Annotated in this window: 16 protein-coding genes; 4 read left to right on the top strand and 12 right to left on the bottom strand. The window is 44.9% G+C overall.

The features are described 5' to 3' along the window. Positions 1 to 10: 10 nt before the first annotated feature. The 8 genes from GQS64_RS05980 to GQS64_RS05945 all read right to left on the bottom strand — a co-directional run bounded on the left by GQS64_RS05980 (position 11) and on the right by GQS64_RS05945 (position 11,586). Positions 11 to 289: an HU family DNA-binding protein gene (locus GQS64_RS05980; protein ID WP_077991838.1), complete on the bottom strand. Its 279-nt coding sequence runs from the start codon at positions 287 to 289 to the stop codon at positions 11 to 13. 240 nt (positions 290 to 529) lie between these two features. After that, a complete protein-coding gene (lon, locus tag GQS64_RS05975; protein WP_077991837.1) occupies positions 530 to 2,956 on the bottom strand; it encodes an endopeptidase La in 2,427 nt (808 codons plus the stop codon). 176 nt (positions 2,957 to 3,132) lie between these two features. Further along, on the bottom strand, positions 3,133 to 4,407 hold the full coding sequence (gene clpX / locus GQS64_RS05970) for an ATP-dependent Clp protease ATP-binding subunit ClpX (protein WP_077991836.1): 1,275 nt from the start codon (positions 4,405 to 4,407) through the stop codon (positions 3,133 to 3,135). A 241-nt stretch (positions 4,408 to 4,648) separates the two neighbouring features. Further along, the gene (gene clpP / locus GQS64_RS05965) at positions 4,649 to 5,287 is read right to left on the bottom strand and encodes an ATP-dependent Clp endopeptidase proteolytic subunit ClpP (RefSeq protein ID WP_077991835.1); all 639 of its coding nucleotides are present in this window, start codon (positions 5,285 to 5,287) and stop codon (positions 4,649 to 4,651) included. A gap of 438 nt (positions 5,288 to 5,725) precedes the next feature. Further along, positions 5,726 to 6,547, bottom strand: a complete 822-nt coding sequence (locus GQS64_RS05960; RefSeq protein WP_198230978.1) for a hypothetical protein — start codon at positions 6,545 to 6,547, stop codon at positions 5,726 to 5,728. A gap of 12 nt (positions 6,548 to 6,559) precedes the next feature. After that, complete coding sequence (trkA, locus tag GQS64_RS05955; protein ID WP_077991832.1) at positions 6,560 to 7,936, bottom strand: Trk system potassium transporter TrkA; 1,377 nt, start codon at positions 7,934 to 7,936, stop codon at positions 6,560 to 6,562. Between the two features lie 3 nt (positions 7,937 to 7,939). Next, positions 7,940 to 9,304 carry a sigma-54-dependent transcriptional regulator gene (locus GQS64_RS05950; RefSeq protein ID WP_077991830.1) on the bottom strand — a complete coding sequence of 455 codons (1,365 nt, stop codon included), beginning with the start codon at positions 9,302 to 9,304 and terminating at the stop codon, positions 7,940 to 7,942. A 14-nt stretch (positions 9,305 to 9,318) separates the two neighbouring features. Beyond that, positions 9,319 to 11,586, bottom strand: a complete 2,268-nt coding sequence (locus GQS64_RS05945; RefSeq protein ID WP_077991829.1) for a sensor histidine kinase NtrY-like — start codon at positions 11,584 to 11,586, stop codon at positions 9,319 to 9,321. Between the two features lie 195 nt (positions 11,587 to 11,781). On the opposite strand from GQS64_RS05945, the gene GQS64_RS05940 reads away from it, so the two are divergent. Further along, positions 11,782 to 12,039, top strand: coding sequence for a hypothetical protein (locus GQS64_RS05940; RefSeq protein ID WP_198230977.1), 258 nt, complete (start codon positions 11,782 to 11,784; stop codon positions 12,037 to 12,039). Between the two features lie 794 nt (positions 12,040 to 12,833). Here the strand turns inward: GQS64_RS05940 and GQS64_RS05935 are convergent. Next, a complete protein-coding gene (locus tag GQS64_RS05935) occupies positions 12,834 to 13,898 on the bottom strand; it encodes a restriction endonuclease (RefSeq protein WP_198230976.1) in 1,065 nt (354 codons plus the stop codon). A gap of 1,604 nt (positions 13,899 to 15,502) precedes the next feature. Between GQS64_RS05935 and rirA the strand changes: the two genes are divergently transcribed. From rirA to GQS64_RS05920, 3 genes are read left to right on the top strand one after another with little or no spacing between them, the layout of a single operon-like run. Continuing rightward, a complete protein-coding gene (rirA, locus tag GQS64_RS05930; RefSeq protein ID WP_198230975.1) occupies positions 15,503 to 15,961 on the top strand; it encodes an iron-responsive transcriptional regulator RirA in 459 nt (152 codons plus the stop codon). A 27-nt stretch (positions 15,962 to 15,988) separates the two neighbouring features. Further along, entirely contained in the window at positions 15,989 to 17,254 is a 1,266-nt protein-coding gene (locus tag GQS64_RS05925) for a bifunctional 2-C-methyl-D-erythritol 4-phosphate cytidylyltransferase/2-C-methyl-D-erythritol 2,4-cyclodiphosphate synthase (protein ID WP_369805246.1), read from the top strand. Next, on the top strand, positions 17,251 to 17,745 hold the full coding sequence (locus tag GQS64_RS05920; protein ID WP_077991824.1) for a CinA family protein: 495 nt from the start codon (positions 17,251 to 17,253) through the stop codon (positions 17,743 to 17,745). The genes GQS64_RS05925 and GQS64_RS05920 overlap by 4 nt, the downstream gene beginning before the upstream one ends. A gap of 459 nt (positions 17,746 to 18,204) precedes the next feature. On the opposite strand, the gene GQS64_RS05915 is transcribed toward GQS64_RS05920, so the two are convergent. The 3 genes from GQS64_RS05915 to lipA form a co-directional block, all read right to left on the bottom strand. Beyond that, positions 18,205 to 19,554, bottom strand: coding sequence for a ferric reductase-like transmembrane domain-containing protein (locus tag GQS64_RS05915; protein WP_198230974.1), 1,350 nt, complete (start codon positions 19,552 to 19,554; stop codon positions 18,205 to 18,207). 184 nt (positions 19,555 to 19,738) lie between these two features. Further along, positions 19,739 to 20,200, bottom strand: coding sequence for a type II toxin-antitoxin system RatA family toxin (locus GQS64_RS05910; RefSeq protein ID WP_077991822.1), 462 nt, complete (start codon positions 20,198 to 20,200; stop codon positions 19,739 to 19,741). A 3-nt stretch (positions 20,201 to 20,203) separates the two neighbouring features. Next, positions 20,204 to 21,172: a lipoyl synthase gene (lipA, locus tag GQS64_RS05905; protein WP_077991821.1), complete on the bottom strand. Its 969-nt coding sequence runs from the start codon at positions 21,170 to 21,172 to the stop codon at positions 20,204 to 20,206. Positions 21,173 to 21,186: the final 14 nt, after the last annotated feature.

The following is a 21,186-nucleotide window of genomic DNA, read 5'->3' as shown; positions in this document are numbered from 1 at the left end:
TGATTTTTTATTATTTACTGTTGACGGCGTCCTTCAAGCCTTTACCGGCAGAGAACTTCGGAACGTTGCGGGCAGGAATGTTGATTTCTGCGCCAGTAGAAGGATTGCGTCCTTTTGTAGCCGCACGGTGGGAAACTTCAAATGAACCGAATCCGGGAAGACGAACGTCACCGCCATCTTTCAAAGCATCGGTAACGGAAGCAATGAAGGCGTCCACAGCCGAAGCAGCTTGCGTTTTTGTTATGCCGGCTTTTTCAGCTACAGAGCTGACCAATTCGTTCTTATTCATTGGATAATTCCTTTCTTTCTATGACCGGACAATATTGATTCAACCGGTTGGGTGCGAGTTTATTGAAAACTATGGCAAACAGAAGCCAATTTCGACAAAAAAAGCCCGAATTAACGGGAAAATCACAGTTATTCACGGAAAAAATACCGCATTTAACACTTGTAAAACAAGGTTAAAAAGAAAAGGCAGCAGAAAGCTGCCTTTTCCGACGTTTGTTTAACCATTTAATCGACTAGTGATTCAGTGTGCAATCGAAGCAACACCGTCTTCATCACCTGTAATATTGCCGCCAACAGCGGGGGTTGTCGGCTCTACCCATTCGATCGGTTCAGGCCGGCGAACCAGAGCGTGATCGAGAACTTCACTTGCAAAACTTACCGGAACAATTTCCATATTGTTTTTAACGTTATCGGGAATATCGACAAGGTCTTTGGCATTCTCTTCCGGAATGAGCACCTTCTTGATACCGCCGCGTAACGCCGCAAGCAATTTTTCTTTCAAACCACCGATTGGCAAAATCCTGCCGCGTAAGGTAATTTCACCAGTCATCGCAATATCTTTGTGAACAGGTATGCCGGTGAGAACAGACACAATGGCTGTTACCATAGCAACACCTGCCGAAGGACCGTCCTTCGGGGTTGCCCCTTCGGGTACGTGAACGTGAATATCACGACGCTCGAACAATGGCGGCTCTATACCGAAATCGACAGCACGCGAGCGGACGTATGACGCAGCAGCCGAAATTGACTCCTTCATAACATCACGCAGATTACCGGTGACTGTCATCTTGCCTTTACCCGGCATCATGACGCCTTCGATGGTCAAAAGCTCGCCACCGACTTCCGTCCACGCAAGTCCTGTAACAACCCCGACCTGATCCTCGCCTTCAATCTGTCCATAACGGAACCGTTTGACACCGAGGAACTCGTCAATGTTGTTATCATCGACCTTGACCGCCTTCTTTTCTTTTTTGACGATCTCTGTCACTGCCTTACGTGCAAGCTTCATCAATTCGCGTTCAAGGCTACGCACACCCGCTTCGCGCGTGTAGTATTGTATGATCGAACGGATTGCCTCGTCAGTCACGACAAACTCTTTCTTGGAAAGAGAATGTTCCTTCATGACTTTCGGCAGAAGATGGCGTTTGGCAATCTCCATTTTTTCTTCTTCCGTGTAACCGGCAATACGGATGATTTCCATACGATCCATTAACGGTTCGGGAATATTCAGCGTATTGGCAGTCGTCACAAACATCACATCCGAAAGATCATATTCGACTTCGAGATAATGGTCCATAAACGTGTTGTTCTGCTCAGGATCAAGAACTTCCAGTAAAGCCGATGAAGGATCACCTCTGAAATCCTGCCCCATCTTGTCAATCTCGTCGAGAAGGAAAAGCGGATTGTTCTTCTTCGCCTTTTTCATCGACTGGATGATCTTGCCAGGCATGGACCCGATATAGGTACGACGGTGACCGCGAATTTCCGCTTCATCACGTACACCACCCAATGACATACGGACATATTCGCGCCCTGTTGCTTTGGCAATCGAACGGGCAAGCGATGTCTTACCAACTCCGGGCGGTCCGACAAGACAGATAATCGGCCCTTTTACCTTTGCTGCACGGCTCTGCACAGCCAGATATTCGACAATACGTTCTTTGACCTTCTCAAGACCGAAATGTTCTTCATCCATGACATTTTCAGCATAGTCGAGATCATTCTTGATCTTGGATTTTTTGCCCCAAGGGATACCAAGGAGCCAATCAAGATAATTGCGGATAACTGTCGCTTCAGCCGACATTGGTGACATATTGCGAAGTTTCTTGACTTCACCTTCTGCCTTTTCGCGGGCTTCCTTCGACAATTTGGTTTTTTTGATACGCTCTTCCAGTTCGGAAATCTCGTCATGGCCGTCTTCGCCATCACCCAATTCTTTCTGGATAGCTTTCATCTGCTCATTGAGATAATATTCGCGCTGGGTTTTCTCCATCTGGCGTTTAACCCGCGAACGTATCCGTTTTTCAACTTGCAAGACAGAAATCTCGCCTTCCATAAAGGCAAGCGCTTTTTCGAGCCTTTCACGGACAGATAACAATGCAAGCATTTCCTGTTTTTCGGAAAGCTTGATTGCCAGATGTGAAGCGACCGTATCGGCAAGTTTTGTTGCGTCGTCTATCTGGCTGACAGCACCGATGACTTCCGGTGAAATCTTTTTGTTCAATTTCACGTAATTTTCAAAGTCGGAAACAACCGAGCGCATCAAAGCCTCGATTTCGACTTTATCTTCTTCCGGTTCATCAAGAGGCGTTGCATAAGCCTGATGATAGTCCGGATTATCGGAAAAACCGCTAATCTTGGCGCGCTTAACACCTTCAACCAGAACTTTTACTGTACCGTCCGGCAACTTTAACAATTGCAGTACATTTGCCAATGTACCGACATCATATATATCGTCGGCCTTCGGATCATCATCAGAGGCATTCTTCTGGGTTGCCAGAAGTATTTGCTTATCCTGACCCATCGCCTCTTCAAGAGCACGTATGGATTTTTCGCGACCAACGAAAAGCGGCACAATCATATGGGGGAAGACAACAATATCGCGAAGCGGCAAAACAGCATAAAGCTTATCGCCGACATCCGCCGTCTTCTCTAAATCATGTTGCATAACATTTCCTTTCTGGAGCCTGAGGCTCGTTTGCAACGTCGGCACCCCTTAAAATAAGCAAATGCCCACGCACAAAGGGATTAGGTGGTGTGTTTCCACCAATAAATCAAGAGCTACGCGAAACCGGAACACAACACCGTTCAAACTTTGAATTGCCAACCGATATAACCGTTCAATCAGGCAGAGGCATTTTCTTTCGGATGGTCTCTCTCGGCATAGATATAAAGCGGACGCGCTTTGCCTTCGACAACATCACTCGAAATAACCACTTCCTGAACGCCTTCAAGGGTTGGAAGTTCAAACATCGTATCAAGCAAAATCTTTTCCATAATGGAACGCAGACCACGTGCGCCTGTCTTGCGTTCGATTGCTTTATTGGCAATTGCACGCAAAGCATCATCATGAAAAGTCAATTTGACATCTTCCATCTCGAACAGACGTTGATATTGTTTAACCAAAGCATTTTTCGGCTTCGACAAAATCTGAACCAATGCGTCCACATCAAGATCTTCCAATGTGGCAATAACCGGCAAACGTCCGACAAATTCCGGTATCAAACCGAATTTTAACAGATCTTCCGGTTCAAGATCATGGAAAATCTCGCCTATACGACGTTCATCAGGCGCTTTGACCGTGGCACCGAAACCGATGGATGTCTTTTCTCCACGTGCGGAGATAATTTTTTCAAGGCCTGAAAACGCACCGCCGCAAATAAACAGGATGTTTGTTGTATCCACTTGCAAAAATTCTTGTTGCGGATGTTTGCGTCCACCTTGTGGCGGAACCGAAGCAACCGTGCCTTCCATAATCTTCAACAATGCCTGTTGCACACCTTCGCCCGATACATCACGGGTAATAGAAGGATTATCGGATTTGCGTGAAATCTTATCAACCTCGTCGATATAAACGATTCCGCGTTGGGCACGCTCTACATTGTAGTCGGCGGCTTGTAACAGTTTCAGAATAATATTTTCGACATCCTCACCGACATAACCGGCCTCTGTCAATGTTGTTGCATCGGCCATAGTAAAGGGCACATCAATAATGCGCGCGAGCGTTTGAGCAAGGTAGGTTTTACCGCAACCGGTAGGCCCAACCAGAAGAATATTGGACTTTGAAAGCTCGATGTCATTACTTTTCGACTGGTTTGCCAGACGTTTGTAATGGTTATGGACAGCAACAGCCAGAACACGCTTTGCATGCGCTTGCCCGATAACATAATCATCAAGAACCGACATGATTTCCTGCGGTGTCGGAACGCCATCGCGAGCCTTCACTCCTGAAGATTTGTTCTCTTCACGAATGATATCCATACATAGCTCTACACATTCATCACAAATGAACACTGTCGGCCCGGCAATCAGTTTACGCACCTCATGCTGGCTTTTGCCACAGAATGAGCAATAAAGCGTATTCTTTGAATCGCCCCCGTTATTACCAATTTTGCTCATTTCATTTTTCCTTTCGCCCGAATTGCATGAAATATTTTGCCTTTTCGGTTAAACTTTTCAAGACCATTCCACCAACAAACTAAAACAAATATCAGGTTCGACCATATAACTTGCCGCTGTTTTCTCTGTCATAGGTAAATGCCAAACGTTATTTTTCCATAAATTCCGGAAACAGCAATTTGAAGAAGGGGTTGCCCCCTACTTTGTTCTTAGCCGTCAATCATCCCATTTCAAGCTTGTCTCAAGCTTGATCGTTTTTTTCTTCTTCGGCTTCGGCGCGGTATTGAATGACCTCGTCAATAAGGCCGAATTCTTTGGCTTCATCAGCCGTCATAAAATGGTCACGATCAAGTGTGCGTTCGATTGTCTCATAATCCTGTCCGGTATGATGGACATAGATTTCATTCAAACGCCGTTTCATTTTCAATATATCCTGCGCATGACGCTCGATATCGGAAGCCTGCCCTTGAAAACCACCCGACGGCTGGTGCACCATAACGCGGGCATTCGGCAAAGCAAAACGGTGCCCTTTCGCACCGGCAGTCAGCAATAGCGAACCCATTGAAGCTGCTTGCCCCATGCAAAGAGTAGAAACAGCAGGACGGATGAACTGCATTGTGTCATAAATAGCCATGCCGGAGGTGACAACTCCACCAGGCGAATTAATATAAAGGCTGATTTCTTTTTTCGGGTTTTCCGCTTCAAGGAACAGCAATTGGGCGCAGACAAGCATAGCCATACCGTCTTCGACAGGACCATTTATAAAGACAATTCTTTCCTTCAACAAACGGGAAAAAATATCATAGGACCGTTCGCCGCGATTTGTCTGTTCTACAACTATCGGAACAAGATTGAGGGCAGTCTGGATCGGATCACTCATTTTCACTTCCATATTATACGAATCGTCATTTACGACCTGAAATGTCGTTATAACTAGAATATCAATCCATTAGAAGATCAATAGATTGTTGTTTTGCCTTTTGAAACGCTTGTTTACCCGCACCTACACCGACCGGCATAACCGGATATACCGAAAAACGGAAAAATTGCAGATTTCTTCAAATGAAGGGAGACAGGCTTATATGTGTTATCGGCGCTGTAATTTCAATCCCCGATGCGAGGAACAAAATAACAAAACAATAAACACAGCTTTTTTGAAAAATGACCGGACATTCAAACCCATAAATTAAAGTATGCCAAGTCGACAAAATGCTCACAAACGCGAAATCAGGTACGACGGGATAGCACTCCGGCGCAATGCGGCCGAACTATTTATATAGCTGATTTACCAGCTCTCTATATCAGCAATTCGCCAGTTTTAATTATTCTTTTCCTGTTCCAGAACTTTATCAAAGCCGGAAATCCGTTTGACGGCCCAATCGTAAAAACTCCCGCTTTTTATAGGATCTCTTGTTCTTTCCTTCTTATGGACATGAAAGCCGATAAAACGGGGATCATTCAATGGCTCAAGTCCGTAAGCAGGATCGAAAATGCGTTCGGTGTCGCGTCCGGTCCAATAATAAAAGGTTTCTTTTTCCTTTGCTTCTTTAAAAAAGCCATATCTTTTGGCAAGGCGGGATATGCCATCATTGCCAAAGACAGTAATTCCCAAACGCCCCGGAACGACCGGTAATTTTTGCCTCTTGAGACACCATGGCAACCAGACACCGCGGTGAAACCCCAGCCAGTTCGGAACCATTCGGCCACTTTCGAGATAATCGTCAAACTCTTTGATTATCGGATTATCCGCAGGCAGATAAAGCGCCGAAACACCGACACGTGAACGATTTTCACGCGCAAGCCAAACTTTGCCCTCTTCCGGATGAAATTGTTTGACGAGATAAACATCAGTATCAAGCCATACGCCGGCAGAATTTTTCATGAGCCTTACACGAAACAAATCGGAAAGCTGGACAATTGTGCGAATGGGTTTGAAGTCGGGGAAAGTGGGGTCTAACCGATAAAGCGTTGAAAGTGGCAATATCGGCTCTGCCTCCAGAAGCTCTACCCCTTCCGGAACATTTTCAACATTCCCGTGGCTATAGAGTTTCACATGCTGTCCGGTTTTGACCATGGAAGAAAGGCATAGCCAATCAATGGGTCGCAAACGATCTCCATACCAGAAAGTGCAGATGTCCATTGAATGCCCCTTTTAAAAATATTCCAGACTGACCCGAAACAATTGTTCGACATCACGCACTGCATCGGCCATTGCAAAAATAACCACCATATCACCGGCTAAAACCCGCGTATCGCCTTTTGGCCTTATCATCGTGTTGTCACGATAAATCGCTCCTATTCGTAGTCCCTCCGGCAGTGCGAGTTCGGACAAAGGTTTGCCCACAAGCGGCGAAGTTTGCATGGCTTCTGCTTCAATTATTTCAGCTTCGCCGTTTAAAACGGAATAGACCGAGCGGATACGACCGCGACGCATTTGCTGGAGCACTTTGGAAATTGTGACACTACGTGGATTAAGATGGGAATCAATGCCGACACTTCGGGTAAATTCCTGAAAAGCCGTATTATTGATGAGTACCATGTTCGACTTGCAGCCAAACATTTTTGCCATGATAGCGCTTAGCACATTGACCTGATCCTGATTGGTCAATGTCACGATCAAATCGGCCTGATCGACATTCGCTTCCTGTAAAATTGCCGGATCAAGCGCACTGCCATTCAAAACTACCGTACGATCAAGCTGGTCGGTAATGGCCAAAGCCCGTTCTTTATCGGCTTCAATAATACGCAGCCTTGCTTTATGTTGGCGTTTTTCCATAGCACGGGCGACATAAAGTCCGATATGACCACCGCCTGCGATAATGATGCGATTGGCCGCCTGTTCATCATGCCCGAACAATCCCAAGGCACGACGAACTTGACTGCGTGATGCTACGAGATAGGTAATATCCCCCACCTTCAATTCGGTATCTGCATGGGCAATAAAGAGTTTCTTTCCCCTTTTTACCGCAGTAACAGTCGTCAAAAGATCGGGAAAGAGATCGGTCAACTGCCTGAGCGGCGTATTGATAACCGGACAATCCTCCATACATTCAAGCGCGAGAGCGACAATATCGTCATAGCTGAAATAAAGAACATCCAAAGCACCCGGCAATGCAATACGGCGCAATACCATTTCGCCAACCTCGATTTCAGGCGAAATAACCACATCAATCGGCAAAGCATCACGCTGGAATAGGCCCTGATATTGCGGGTCGAGATAGGATTGGTCGCGAACGCGGGCAATTTTTGTCGGCACGTTAAAAAGTGCATGGGCAACCTGACAGGCTACCATATTGACTTCGTCAGAAAGTGTCACAGCGATAAGCATATCCGCTTCATCGGCTCCGGCTGCACGTAACACATCGGGACGCGCACCATGTCCGACTATTCCGCGGACATCCAAAGTATCGCGGATTTTTTCAATCAGCTTCGGTTCGATATCAATAACCGTGACATCGTGCTGTTCGTTCGACAAACGCTCCGCTATCCCGTAACCCACCTGACCGGCACCGCAAATGATGACGCGCATATTTTAAGAAACTCCAAGCGATTTGAGTTTACGATGCAATGCTGACCGCTCCATACCAACAAATTCGGCAGTACGCGAAATATTGCCGCCGAACCGGTTGATCTGCGCAACAAGGTATTCTTTTTCAAAAAGCTCCCGTGCCTCACGCAACGGCAATGCCATGATATGTAAATCCGAATCTGTCGGGGCGCGCGGCAATGTATCGCCCACTTCGGCAGGCAGAAGTTCGGCCGTAATCGGCCCGTCTCCACCTTCTCCACGTGCCAGAATTAACAGACGTTCGATGTTGTTGCGCAACTGTCTGATATTACCGGGCCAACTATGAGCCTGTAGAATTGCCATTGTGTCATCACCGATCTCGCGCGGCTTTATGCCTGCCTGTTCGGATATTTGGTGAATAAAATAATGGACGAGTTCGGGAATGTCCTCGCGGTGACTGGCGAGTGGCGGAACCGCTATCGGGACAACAGCCAGACGATGGAAGAGATCTTCGCGAAACCGCCCTTCGGCGATCAACCCTTCAAGATTTTGTGCTGTTGATGAAATCACCCTCACATCGACTTTAACACGTTTACTTCCCCCCACGCGCTCGAATGTCTGATCTGTCAAAACCCGCAAAATCTTGTTTTGTGTCTCTCTCGGCATATCGGCTATTTCGTCGATATAAAGGATACCGCCATGGGCTTCTTCGAGAGCACCGACTTTACGCTCTCCACCATCCATTTCTGTACCGAACAGTTCGATTTCCATGCGTTCAGGTGTAATTGTAGCGGCATTGATCGTCACAAAAGGCCCATTGGCACGACTTGACAATGCGTGAATGGCACGCGCTGTTGTTTCTTTACCCGACCCTGAAGGCCCTGTAATCATGATACGGCTATTGGTGGGGGCTACTTTTTCAATCGTCTGGCGCAAATGGTTCATAACAAGCGACTTGCCGAGTAATTCCGGTGTCACGCTTGATTGTTTACGCAACTCGTTGACTTCACGCTTCAACTTGGATGTTTCAAGCGCCCGTTCGGCAACCAAGATCAAACGATCGGCTTTGAAGGGTTTTTCGATAAAATCATAAGCACCGCGTTTAATAGCCGAAACAGCGGTTTCAATATTACCGTGACCGGATATCATCACGACAGGCAAATCCGGATAACGGGTCTTGATCTTGTCAAGCAATGCCAGGCCGTCGAGGCGGCTACCCTGTAACCAGATGTCGAGAAAAATCAATCTCGGTACACGATTCTCGATCTGCTGAAGAGCCTCGTCGGAATTAGCCGCAAGGCGCGTTTCATGCCCTTCGTCCTCAAGTATTCCGCCGACCAGTTCGCGTATATCCGCTTCATCATCGACAATCAAAATATCCGAAGCCATCTCACTTAACCGTCCTATTTCTCGATATTTACTTCTTCGACATCAGATTCACCAATATCTGCTGCCGGAAAGACCATACGGATCATGGCACCACGGCCATTGTAAAAATTCACCGGTGCATCATGCAATTCCATGTAACCTCCGTGGTCTTCAACTATTTTTCGTACTATCGCGAGTCCAAGCCCTGTCCCCTTCTCTCTGGTTGTTATATAGGGTTCCAATAATTTTTGTCTTTGTTCCTTGGGCAAACCTTTGCCATTATCTATGACATCAGCGACCAATTTATCACCCTGACGATAGGAACGAACAAGAATATGCCCCTCGATATTTTTTTCGAGGGCAACCGCATCTATTGCTTCACTCGCATTTTTAATAACATTCCCGAACGCCTGTCCGATCAAACGGCTATCAAACTCTCCCATGAGCGGCTCATCTCCCAAATCGCGCTCGAATTTGATGTCATGACGGGACACCTCGACAAGAAAAAACGCCTCCCTTAATGGCTCACGCATATCGAGAAGCCGCATTTCCGGTTTCGGCATACGGGCAAATGAAGAAAATTCATCCACCATTCTGCCGATGTCGCCGACCTGCCTGATGATTGTATCAATACATTGGTCGAAAACCTCGCGATCATCAGTAATGACTTTGCCATAACGGCGGCGTATCCGTTCGGCAGATAATTGGATAGGCGTAAGCGGATTCTTGATCTCATGGGCAATACGCCTTGCCACATCGGCCCATGCACTTGATCTTTGTGCTTCAACGAGATCGGTAATATCATCAATTGTCAATACCCACGATTGGCCGCGACCATCATTTTCTTCCATGGTAACCTGTACATTATAAACGCGGTTACGCCCGTCCTGAGAGAGAGTGACTTGTTCGCGATGATTTTTTCGTCCCGAAGACCGTGCAACCTCAAACACCTGCCCGATCTCCGGATTAAGCGACATCAGACTTTTTCCAATGACTTCCTTCGGGTCAAGAGCGAACATTGTCTGCGCGGAACGATTGATAATTGTAATATCACCATTTTCATCAATTCCGGCCACACCGGCATTGACACCTGCAAGCACTGCTTCCGAAAAACGGCGTCTCTCGTCAATCTGGTCACGTGCAGAAATCAACTCGTTGCGCTGACTTTTAAGTTCGCTCACCATATAATTGAATGTTCTGGAAAGCTGGCCGATGTCGCCATCCTTGGCGCGCACAGGGACGACAACATCCATATTGCCGGAGGCCACATCATCGGCTGCGCCTATCAGCAGACGGATTGGCCGCACCAAGCGATCGGCAACCGCAATTCCCGTCCAGATCGCAGAGATCAACAGGCTTAGAAAAAGACAAAAATAAAGAACGGCAAAAGCAATTTGTGTCGGAACACGATTTTCGTTCAGATCGTGGTAGCGAGCTGTATTCGCCTCGGTCAAACGCAAGGCCGCCAGAACGCGTTGATCCACATCGCGTACCAGATAAAGAAACGTATTCGGAATATCATTGAGTTTCAGTATAATTCCGAAATAGTCGTGTTCACCCGGTTGAAAAGTAAAAGGGCTACCTTTTGTTGCCTGCACGATAAGGTTCGCTGGCGGAATCGGGAGTTTGTCTTCTCCTCCGAGATTACTTTGCAAAAAAACAGTCCCGTTCGGGCTTAACAAAAATGCGCCTCGCAAATCGCGGCCGGCTGCATGGCGGGTGAGTTGCAACCGGTATTCGGTCGGATTCAAGGCCAACAATTGCCTGTTATCGAGTGCCAATGCCATGGCATAAGAAGAATTTTTCAAATTTTGCAGTGTTTCATCTGCATAACCATTGGCAAGATCTATCGACGAAGCGACGATCTGCCGTGTTGTCGTATCGAACCAACGGTCAAGCCCCTGATTGAGAGTAACACCGGCGACAATTGCCACAACAACCGCCGGAAGCGTCGCAACCAGCGCAAAAAGCGATATGATCCGGACATGCAACCTTGATGCAGCCCGTCTCGCCTTCCAAGCCTGAATGATCGGCATAAGCTCATAAACTGCGATAGCAATAAGCCCTAACACCCAAACGCTATTAACTCCGATAAGAACCAGAGTTACAAAGGTACTTGGAATAATCGGCGTGAAGCCTAACAGGATTGTGAAAGAAACAACTGCTGTTAGCAATGCAAGTGCAATGACCATAATACCAAAGAAGGCATGCATATTGCGTAGTTTGCCGCTATATATGCTTTTTTCTACAGGCTTTGCCAATTTGCGATTCTTCCCATTTCCAGCAATTGTCGTCACAATCATGCAACACTTTGTGGCGAAAATGCAACAGAAACAATCAAATGACGATCAAATATAGGTAAATTCGGCAATCGGCGTGAAAACGGAATTTTTAAATGACGTTATTTGTCGTTTCCCCGATCATCGGGATTGTTTCCTGACCCAAAAAATCAAATCACGTCCACCTGTCCCAATAAATGAGGCGGGAAATGGCTACAAGTGCTGATATGCTTGAAGCCGAACGAGTTGATTGATGTAGAACCCGGCAAAGTAGTCGGGGCATCTATAATTCAGATTACAGAAAAGCCTGATGGAGAACATTTTGTAAAAGTTTTTACTGATGGCGTTAAAGCTGCATTTGACTTGACAAAGACCGGAGACCGTTTATTTCCGACCGATCTTCAAGACTATCAATTATCAAAGATGACAGGCGGTTACAGTGATACGATCACCCTCTTTTTCTTGCGTGATGGCTGAATGGTGCTCCTATGATATGTCTGAAAAATCTTTTCAACGTGGCCTAAAAGAGCTCATTAGAAAAGCGTTTTTATATCCCGAATCTCCAAATCAATATTGGGTAAATCCTGCTCTTTTTTAAGGGAGATCGAGTTTCCTTTATGCGTGAATATCGAAAAACACCAAAGGATAAATAAATAACCACTAAAAGCCCGATGCATAACACTGCACCCATAAAAAATCCGACGCCAACTCGATTTACCAAGGATTAAATGGTTCTGCCCGTGCTGTTCACTGAGTGCCAAATGGCCGTACTCATGTAGGAGATCACTATATGCCCGCCTCAACGCCCAACCAAGCCGCGAAAAAATTTGGAATATCTCGCTGAACCATTATGTGGGCTATTGAACCACATAAACTTCACGCCATCCGTGACAATTGCAATCAATGGTAAACTGATGACGTAGATATTGCCCATTGGGGGGGGTGCGCAGTGACCCTGCCTGACCTATTGCCCAAGCAACGATCATCCCTGCGCACTCTATTCATGTGATACACATGCGTTTAGCGGTTTTAGAGGCTGAACTTAAAGCCGCTGCCAGCATCATTGATATTTTAAAAAAAGACCGTAATGCGTGGCGAGCGCAAACACAAAATGTATCTCGACCTTGGTGGAAAAAATAGCACTGTGATGAACTACTTTTTTCGATTTATATTGGGATATAATATAACAGAATATGATATTATATCTTTTAGGTCGTTAACGGACAAAAGACCTCCAATCCTAAAGTATTTTTATATAAATTACACCCAGATTAATTAGATATAGAAGCGAGAAGCATACCTTTTGTTATTATTTGTTTTATTTGAGATAATTTTACACAATCGGCTGCTATTTTGTATTCTTTTTTTATGTTCTCTATAGCTTTTTTAAGATCTTCACTGATTGTATCCGCTGTTGTTAAAACATATGCAGCTATAACTCGTCCTTGATCTTTCCGTAAATCAATTGCTTGAATCAATTGTTCTGCCACTTGAACGCCTATTTCACCCTTGTAGTTTTTTACTTGAATAACGATTATCCATGGAAATTGTTCATCAAATGGATTTTGGATGTTAATTACAATATCAGCTCCACATTCCGATGGTCCGCCCGTATGCTCAATCTGAATATTTTTCATTAATGGATCCAAAGCATAGCACAAAACAGGTTCCCACTCTGCTCCTTGTAAAACACTACGTAATTTTTTGAAGATCGTCTCTGATAAATTATCTACACTTGTTGTAATCAACGTGTCCACGACGCCCTTAGCGCGCTCCACATGATCACTCCCTTCACGCAAGAGATATTCTTTTCGATCATTCACCAATGAAATAATCTTATCAACACAGTCTTTGTATGGATTAATATTCCACAATCTTCCCCGACATCTTAAAGACTGTCGCAATGCGGCATCAACATTTTTATTAGAATAGGGAACTCCACCTTTTGTGATAACTTCAACAGGAAGCATATGCCTCAAATCATGAACGTCTGTATCCTCGCTATAAGAATAATCACCAGTGACACGACACAAAGTAAAAGAGCTATTATTAGGCATATTTGGCACGAGGATAATATCACCTACCTGAATATAAGTCTTAGAATATTGACAATATTTACCAAGCATCTTTATGTTCCATAATGCGTCTTCTTCATGAGATGAAAATTCTTTCCGATTAAAATTAGAAGCTTTTAGTTTATCATATATTTTTCTTAAATCTTGTTCGTCACAATAGCCCCACCCCTGCCGAAGTATGCCTTTATTCTCCAATTCATTTCTTACAAAATTAATATGTTCTTCTGAATCTCGCGAAGTACGCATTGCCCAATAATTCATCAAGTTTTCCTTCCCTTAATTTAGAGCTCCTACTTGGCTTTAAGTTTGTCTAAACGGTTCAATGTTAAGTTTCAAAATGGCAAGTTTACCCAAATATGAAGATTAACTTAAACCACTTCGTATTTCACTATTTTTAACCTCTAAAAACTTTTAAATCACAAATACGCACGGCGACTTCACACGTGAAATGCAATGGTGCAAGCAATAAAAATGAAGATTTTTAGAGGTGTAAAATTTGCGAACAAAAAAGAACCCTTCTACTAAGCCTTTTAGGTCTTTTTTTTTACATTTTATCAAATAATTTTTTGAACGGATTTGTTCTCTGGCCTGTCCGTGTTGTTTTACGATTGGTTTAACGTGTTCGATAGCCTATTCAATTGCCCTGTTTGTACTTGATAACTCTCCGACCGCTGAATTAATGAATTCAACAATTCGGTTAATGTTTTCTCGATATTCGTTAGCCGCTCGACACCTCTGGCGGCGCATTACCTTTATGCCATCTACGTCCGTAATGATTAGGTCGGTGAGTAGCGTGCCGTGGCTCCTTAACCTTCAAGAGCCTTTTTCCTTTATGCCAGCTCCCATTCGTATTTGAAGTTTTGCCAATGTTGATGTCTTCAAGCGATGTCAAAGGCGCCCCCCTTGTCAGTTCGCATTCAATCACACATAGTGTCATGACAAGAGTATACTGGCTAAAAACAGATTGGCTGCATAAACGTTGAAATCCTGTTAGATTTTTCAATAAGGAAGTCGGTTTTACAGATTACAGACCTTCGGGTCGCTTACGCAAGTTCATCCACAGATGCTAACGCAACTGATGGATAAAACCGATTATGCAAAATTCCGATTGTCTTTTTGTTTGCTCCAGCACGTTTAGCCCGGTCAGTCACTAAAGCGCTTTTTGAATAGCACGTTCCTTCCGGTCGTTATTCTACGCTCGCGCCTGCTCAATGGAAAGTTTTTCCTACCTCTCACCAAGACAATGCAAGCATTTATAACGTTTATCAAACTTATCTAAAATGATTGATTAAAAGAACGATATTGGATTTTGACTAACTGTCTTGAGAATTCGGGAACATATGATGTCCTAAATCCTTGTTCTTATATTATGGAACTTTTTAAACCGAATGAGGTTTTTCAAGACTATATGCCATTTATAATGGAATAAAAAACGTTAATCCGCTTACACAGAATTTCATGGACAGAGATTTTCATTCCACTTTGTTAAAACCACTTAATGGCGCATTGAAGAACCAATCACACCTTTCACATGCACAATGTATCAAAATCAACCTCGATTCATTTTTGAATTATTGTTAGGGCTGATTTTTGGTTGTGCCCGCTCACTGAACAATCAAAGGGGCATAAAACAAAAATTTGCCTCGCTATAGGTAGACTGACAATTAAACGCCGAAAAAAGGCAGAAATTGAGTGCATTGGGCAGAAAAGCCGTTTTTATTAGAATCTTTCCGAAGTGGGGGTGGATTAGTCACTCCCTCTATGTTTTAGTAAAACCTTCTAAAAAAAGTAAAGAAAACATCTTCACATTTTTAAGAATCGTTCTAAATTATATAGAGATGATGTGAAAACAGAAAGGATTGGAAATGCGGCTCACAAAACAGACGAATTATGCCATCCGGATGTTAATGTATTGCGCTGCCAACGAGGGAGAGTTGAGCCGTGTGCCTGAAATAGCCAAGGCTTATTCGGTTTCCGAGCTATTCTTATTCAAAATACTTCATCCGCTGGTCGAAGCCGGTTTGATGCAGACAGTGCGTGGACGCAACGGCGGAGTGAAACTCGCCAAGCCTGCTGATGAAATTTTTGTTTCCGATGTGGTAAAGGTCACCGAAGAAAATTTCGCCATGGCCGAGTGTTTTGAAAATGGCGCTATCGAATGTCCTTTGGTTAATTCTTGCGGTCTCAATGCTACATTGAGCAAGGCATTGAACGCTTTTTTTGATGTTCTGAAATCGACTTCTATCGCCGATTTGCAACGCCCCAATTTCAGAGAACGTCTCGGTATCACCGAAGGCGAAGAACATGTAAAAGCATTGAATTAATATCTATTAAAAGGTAAATGTTTTTGCATTCCAATTTTTCTGAAGGGGATTATCATATCCAATGCAGCCATTATATTAGCGGCCGGTAGAGGTGAACGCATCGGTTCACCTGAAAACGGACCGAAACAATATCGGATGATTGCCGGTCGCGCTGTTATTTTTCACACGCTAAAGCATTTTATTGACAGCGGGCTTTTTTCAAACATTGTGCTCGTCATTCATAAGGACGATGAACAATTATGCAAAAAGGCGATTGATGGCATAAGCGATGCAATTACCATTGTGCATGGTGGAAGTACACGGCAAATATCAACGCTTTGCGGACTGCGTGCGTTAAACGCAATGCCGGAAGATAGACACCCTGAATATGTTTATATTCACGATGGCGCGCGACCATTTGTATCAGAAGCGCTTCTTGAACGCATTCAACACGCGCTTGCTCCCGATTGTGGAATTTTACCTGCTGTTGCTGTCTCTGACACGTTAAAACGCGCTGATGACAATGGCATGGTTATCGGGACGATCAAACGCGATCATCTTTTCGGGGCGCAAACGCCCCAAGCGTTTCCCTTTTCCAAAATATTAGAATTGCATGAAAATGCTGATAAGCTTGGGCAAACCGGTTTTACCGACGATTGCGCCTTGGCGGAATCGGCTGGACTTCCTATAAAGATTGTAGAAGGCAGCAGTGACAATATCAAAATTACCTGGCCTGCCGACCTCGCTTTAGCGCAATTACGCATGAAAACAGAAAACATGACAAACGAAATCAACGAAGCCCCCTCTTCCTTACAATTTCCGGACGTGCGGACCGGCAACGGATATGATGTCCATCCCTTCGAGACAGGTGACGGTGTTACGCTGTGTGGTGTGAAAATCGCTTATGAAAAAAAGTTGAGTGGTCATTCGGATGCGGATGTCGCTCTTCACGCCTTGACCGATGCGCTTCTTGCGACGCGTGGAGCCGGAGATATTGGCACACATTTTCCCCCTTCCGACCCACAATGGAAAGGTGCTTCATCGGATATTTTCGTGCGCCACGCTGTTTCAATTATCAAAGATGCAGGCGGGCGGATTGCTAACGCCGATATTACGTTAATTGCCGAAGCACCGAAAATCGGGCCGCACCGCGCAGCAATGACCGAAAAACTCATGGATATGCTTGGAATTTCTGCAGATCGTATTTCTATCAAAGCCACAACCAATGAAAAATTGGGTTTTGTCGGGCGTAAAGAAGGTATTGCCGCTATTGCCACCGCAACAGTTGTTTATCCGGGGAGTATTCCAGAATGACACTTATTGCTGAAGACAAAGCAAAAAAAGTTCTAGCCGCTTGTCGTTTGCACCATTTGAAGCTTGCAACCGTTGAATCGTGCACAGGTGGCCTGATTGTCGGCAGTCTTACCGACATAGCAGGCTCTTCGGATGTGGTTGAATGTGGATTTATTACCTATTCCAACGAAGCGAAAACTGCACTGGTCGGTGTTCCTTCTGCGATGATCGAAAGCTATGGCGCCGTGTCGAAGCCGGTGGCTATTGCTATGGCCGAGGGTGGTATCAAACATTCGCGTGCCGACATTGCCGTTTCTGTGACAGGCATAGCCGGCCCCGGCGGTGGGAGTGCCGAAAAACCGGTCGGTCTGGTTCATATGGCGGTTGCTTTGGCAAATAGGCCGACACTTCATTATGAAGCCCGTTTTGGCGATCTTGGCCGCGAAAATGTTCGTCACGCAACCGTTGAACGGGCATTGGATCTTTTATTGGAAGCGGTTGCAAAAGCCTGATGCCCGTCTCCGTCTTTTAGCAATGTAGAGGATTCGATTTTACCCTGCGTCCCGATATGCAAAACAACTAAATCCATCGTCCGGCCGAACAACAGAGTTTTCATATATAGTCTGCAATCGAGGTTCAATATAGTCTGCAAGCAGCATCCGCATTTGCACGAAAAACCGGTAAAACGGCATTTAAACGATTAACGATTGCCGAAAAGAAATTCGGGTTAACGCCGGAAGCTTATTGCCAGAACGACATTGACAGTGAAGTTATTTACCGCCTTTTTCCTCGCCAGATGGCTTGCAAGGTTCAACCAATTGTTCTTCCATTAAAACACATTCATTGATCTTCGCCCGATAATTGACAGATTGTTTGACGAACTATAGCGGGGTGTTACCGGAGCGGGCAATCTCAACTGCTATTGGCTCTAAAATTTTGTCGTAACAAACAAAATTGGTTCCACCGCCTGTTCAACGCAATTCAAATAATTCGCGATGAAATTTCTGACGGTCAAACCCGCATTGAACCATTTCATTTTCCAAGGTTTCACCAAAATTTTTCGGACCACAAAACCAGATTGATGATTGTTTCCAATCCGCAAACATTTTTCGCAACAGAGTTCCGTTAAATCTTCCCTGTTTCGGCGTTAGCCAGAGCGTTAGAACGACACCCGCCGACCGCGCCAATTGCGAAAGCTTTTTCTCGTCATCATCATCAAGTGCTTGAGCGATATAAACAAAATTTATTTGAGAATTGCGGTTTTCCTGTCGTGAGGCCAATTCGTCAAGTCTGGCTAAAAATGGTGTAATTCCAATTCCTGCGCCAATCCATATCTGGTCATGCGATTTATCATCAGAAAAGCAGAACTTGCCATAAGGACCTTCAATACGCACTTTCTTATGAAGCAGATTTCGTTTCAAAAGTTTATCTGTGTAATCACCAAGTCCTTTGACAAAGAACGTTAGCAAGCGGTTTTCCGGATTCCAGGAAGAGGCAATCGTGAACGGATGTGCTCCCTCTCCTTTATCCAATGTCACAAAGGCGAATTGGCCACTTTTATGCCCCGACCATTTATCGGAAACTTTCAGCGTCAGATGCATGACATGATTTAACGTATCGATCCTGTTGCCTACGATTGTCGCCATGATTTTACGTCCAAAGCCCGATCTTTTCAGCAATATTGTGATGGCAGCAATAGACCCGAAAATTGACAAGCCGAATACAAGAAGCCCGAAAGGTTCGCTCCAATAGGTAAATTTCGTCAAAATAACCGCATGAAAAACCAGAACGAGATAAACCGCCGCGAAAATTGTATGGACATGCGCAAATAAACGGTAAGGAATACGTTTTATGAGTGCGATAAGACAAAGCACTACAGCTATATAAAACGCCCATTCCCCGAAAACTTCCGCATTTTTTCTGAATGCAGAGAAAACATATTCAAGCCCGACTTTTTCCGGCATTGTAGCCAAATCAATATGGCGGGAAGGCCTTGTCAACCACCCCCAGCCGACGGCCCATTTTGTTCCTTTGGCAAGGAGAAAATGCATGATGGCCGTAAGAAGTGCGGTGATACCAAGCCATTTATGGAGCCGATAGGCCTTGTCCAACCCGCCCAATGCATCATCTATCACTTTAAGACGACAGGCAATCACCACATCAATGCTCATTGCCACGAAAGCGACAAGTCCTGTCAATTGAATGGCCTCGGACCGGAAAGCAAAATAACCGCGAGTGATGCCAAAAATTTCACCGGTTGCCAACCACACCGCAATAGAAATCAGGACGATCAAAAAATACGAAATCTTCAAGTTTCTCATTATAAGCTAAAACTCATTTTCTTCATTACAAGAAAATAGAATCCAACTCACAAAAAGTAAACTTAAACTTATTTAATCTATTGATTTCATTAAACTTTATTTATTTTATCAAGTTTTTAAGGGTGTTTTTCAACCGGCTTTCAAAACAGGATGACAAGCGGGAAAAACCGCGCTGATAAAATAATCAGGCTTGAGCCAAGCCATATATTTTATCGGCACGCGCTTCAAAAGCTTCGGTGAAGCGTTTGAATGCAATATCGAACATGGCGCCCATAAGCACGCCAAGCATCCGGCTTTTGAACTCGTAATCGATATAGAATTCGACATCGCATGATTTACCGTCTTCGAGCGACTTGAATATCCAACGGTTTTCAAGATAACGGAAGGGGCCATCAATATAACGTACGTCAATACGTCTTTCAGCGGGATTAAGTAAAACCTGAGTGGTAAAAGTTTCCCTTATCATTTTATAGCCAACAGTCATATCGGCGGTAAGCAATGTTTTATCGCTTCGTTCTTCACGCGAGCGAATATTAAGGGATTCACACATAGGTAAAAATTCCGGATAGCACTCTATATCCGAAACGAGATTGAACATCTCCAGATCGGTATGTTTGACTTGCCGGTGGGTATTGAATTTCGGCATTCTTTATCCGCGTTTTTGAGCCAGTTTTTCCGCCCGCGCTTTTCTGAGTGCTTCAAAATCTTCACCCGCATGATGTGACGAACGGGTTAGCGGGCTTGACGACATATGAAGAAATCCCTTGGTTTTGCCGATAATAGCATAGGATTTGAACTCTTCCGGCGTAACAAAACGGATAACAGGATGATGTTTACGCGTGGGCTGCAAATATTGGCCAATGGTCATGAAATCAACATCGGCGGAGCGCAAATCATCCATCAATTGAAGGACTTCATTCCGCTCTTCACCAAGTCCAACCATAATACCGGACTTTGTAAAGATCGACGGGTCAAGCTCTTTGACACGTTGTAAAAGTCTGATCGAATGAAAATAGCGCGCACCCGGACGCACCGTCAGATACTTTGACGGCACGGTTTCAAGATTATGGTTAAACACATCCGGCTTGGCCGCTACCACAGTTTCAAGTGCGCCTTCCTTATGACGGAAATCAGGGGTGAGAATTTCAATGGTCGTACCAGGAGACTTTCTTCTGATTGCATGAATGACATCAGCATAATGCTGGGCTCCGCCATCGGGAAGGTCATCGCGATCAACAGAGGTGATAACCACATGTTTGAGTGCCATTTGTCTGACTGCATCGGCAACCCGTTCCGGTTCATCTTTGTCAACAGGAAGAGGTATGCCGGTTGCAACATTACAAAAAGCACATGCGCGCGTGCATATTGCACCCAAAATCATGAAACTTGCGTGCCTCTGCGTCCAGCATTCGCCCACATTGGGACAACCGGCCTCTTCGCAAACCGTCACCAGATTGTTATCACGAACAATATGACGGGTTTCGGCATATTGCCCACGTAACGACGGCGCCTTCACCCTGATCCAGTCAGGTTTTTTCAGAACCTCTGAATCCGGACGATTGGCTTTCTCCGGATGCCGTACCCGCTTCTGCGATAAAGTGTCAACAACGGTTACCATTTAGTACCTCACGC

Origin of the sequence: Bartonella sp. P0282, from assembly GCF_048452985.1 — a bacterium.
GTDB classification, from domain to species: Bacteria; Pseudomonadota; Alphaproteobacteria; order Rhizobiales; family Rhizobiaceae; genus Bartonella; species Bartonella choladocola.
This window is presented reverse-complemented; position numbering and strand designations above follow the sequence as displayed.

Coding starts and splice junctions, on each gene's coding strand:
- GQS64_RS05980 (WP_077991838.1), bottom strand. CDS start 289: ATGAATAAGAACGAATTGGTCAGCTCTGTAGCTGAAAAAGCCGGCATA.
- lon (WP_077991837.1), bottom strand. CDS start 2,956: ATGCAACATGATTTAGAGAAGACGGCGGATGTCGGCGATAAGCTTTAT.
- clpX (WP_077991836.1), bottom strand. CDS start 4,407: ATGAGCAAAATTGGTAATAACGGGGGCGATTCAAAGAATACGCTTTAT.
- clpP (WP_077991835.1), bottom strand. CDS start 5,287: ATGAGTGATCCGATCCAGACTGCCCTCAATCTTGTTCCGATAGTTGTA.
- GQS64_RS05960 (WP_198230978.1), bottom strand. CDS start 6,547: ATGGACATCTGCACTTTCTGGTATGGAGATCGTTTGCGACCCATTGAT.
- trkA (WP_077991832.1), bottom strand. CDS start 7,936: ATGCGCGTCATCATTTGCGGTGCCGGTCAGGTGGGTTACGGGATAGCG.
- GQS64_RS05950 (WP_077991830.1), bottom strand. CDS start 9,304: ATGGCTTCGGATATTTTGATTGTCGATGATGAAGCGGATATACGCGAA.
- GQS64_RS05945 (WP_077991829.1), bottom strand. CDS start 11,586: ATGATTGTGACGACAATTGCTGGAAATGGGAAGAATCGCAAATTGGCA.
- GQS64_RS05935 (WP_198230976.1), bottom strand. CDS start 13,898: ATGAATTATTGGGCAATGCGTACTTCGCGAGATTCAGAAGAACATATT.
- rirA (WP_198230975.1), top strand. CDS start 15,503: ATGCGGCTCACAAAACAGACGAATTATGCCATCCGGATGTTAATGTAT.
- GQS64_RS05920 (WP_077991824.1), top strand. CDS start 17,251: ATGACACTTATTGCTGAAGACAAAGCAAAAAAAGTTCTAGCCGCTTGT.
- GQS64_RS05915 (WP_198230974.1), bottom strand. CDS start 19,554: ATGAGAAACTTGAAGATTTCGTATTTTTTGATCGTCCTGATTTCTATT.
- GQS64_RS05910 (WP_077991822.1), bottom strand. CDS start 20,200: ATGCCGAAATTCAATACCCACCGGCAAGTCAAACATACCGATCTGGAG.
- lipA (WP_077991821.1), bottom strand. CDS start 21,172: ATGGTAACCGTTGTTGACACTTTATCGCAGAAGCGGGTACGGCATCCG.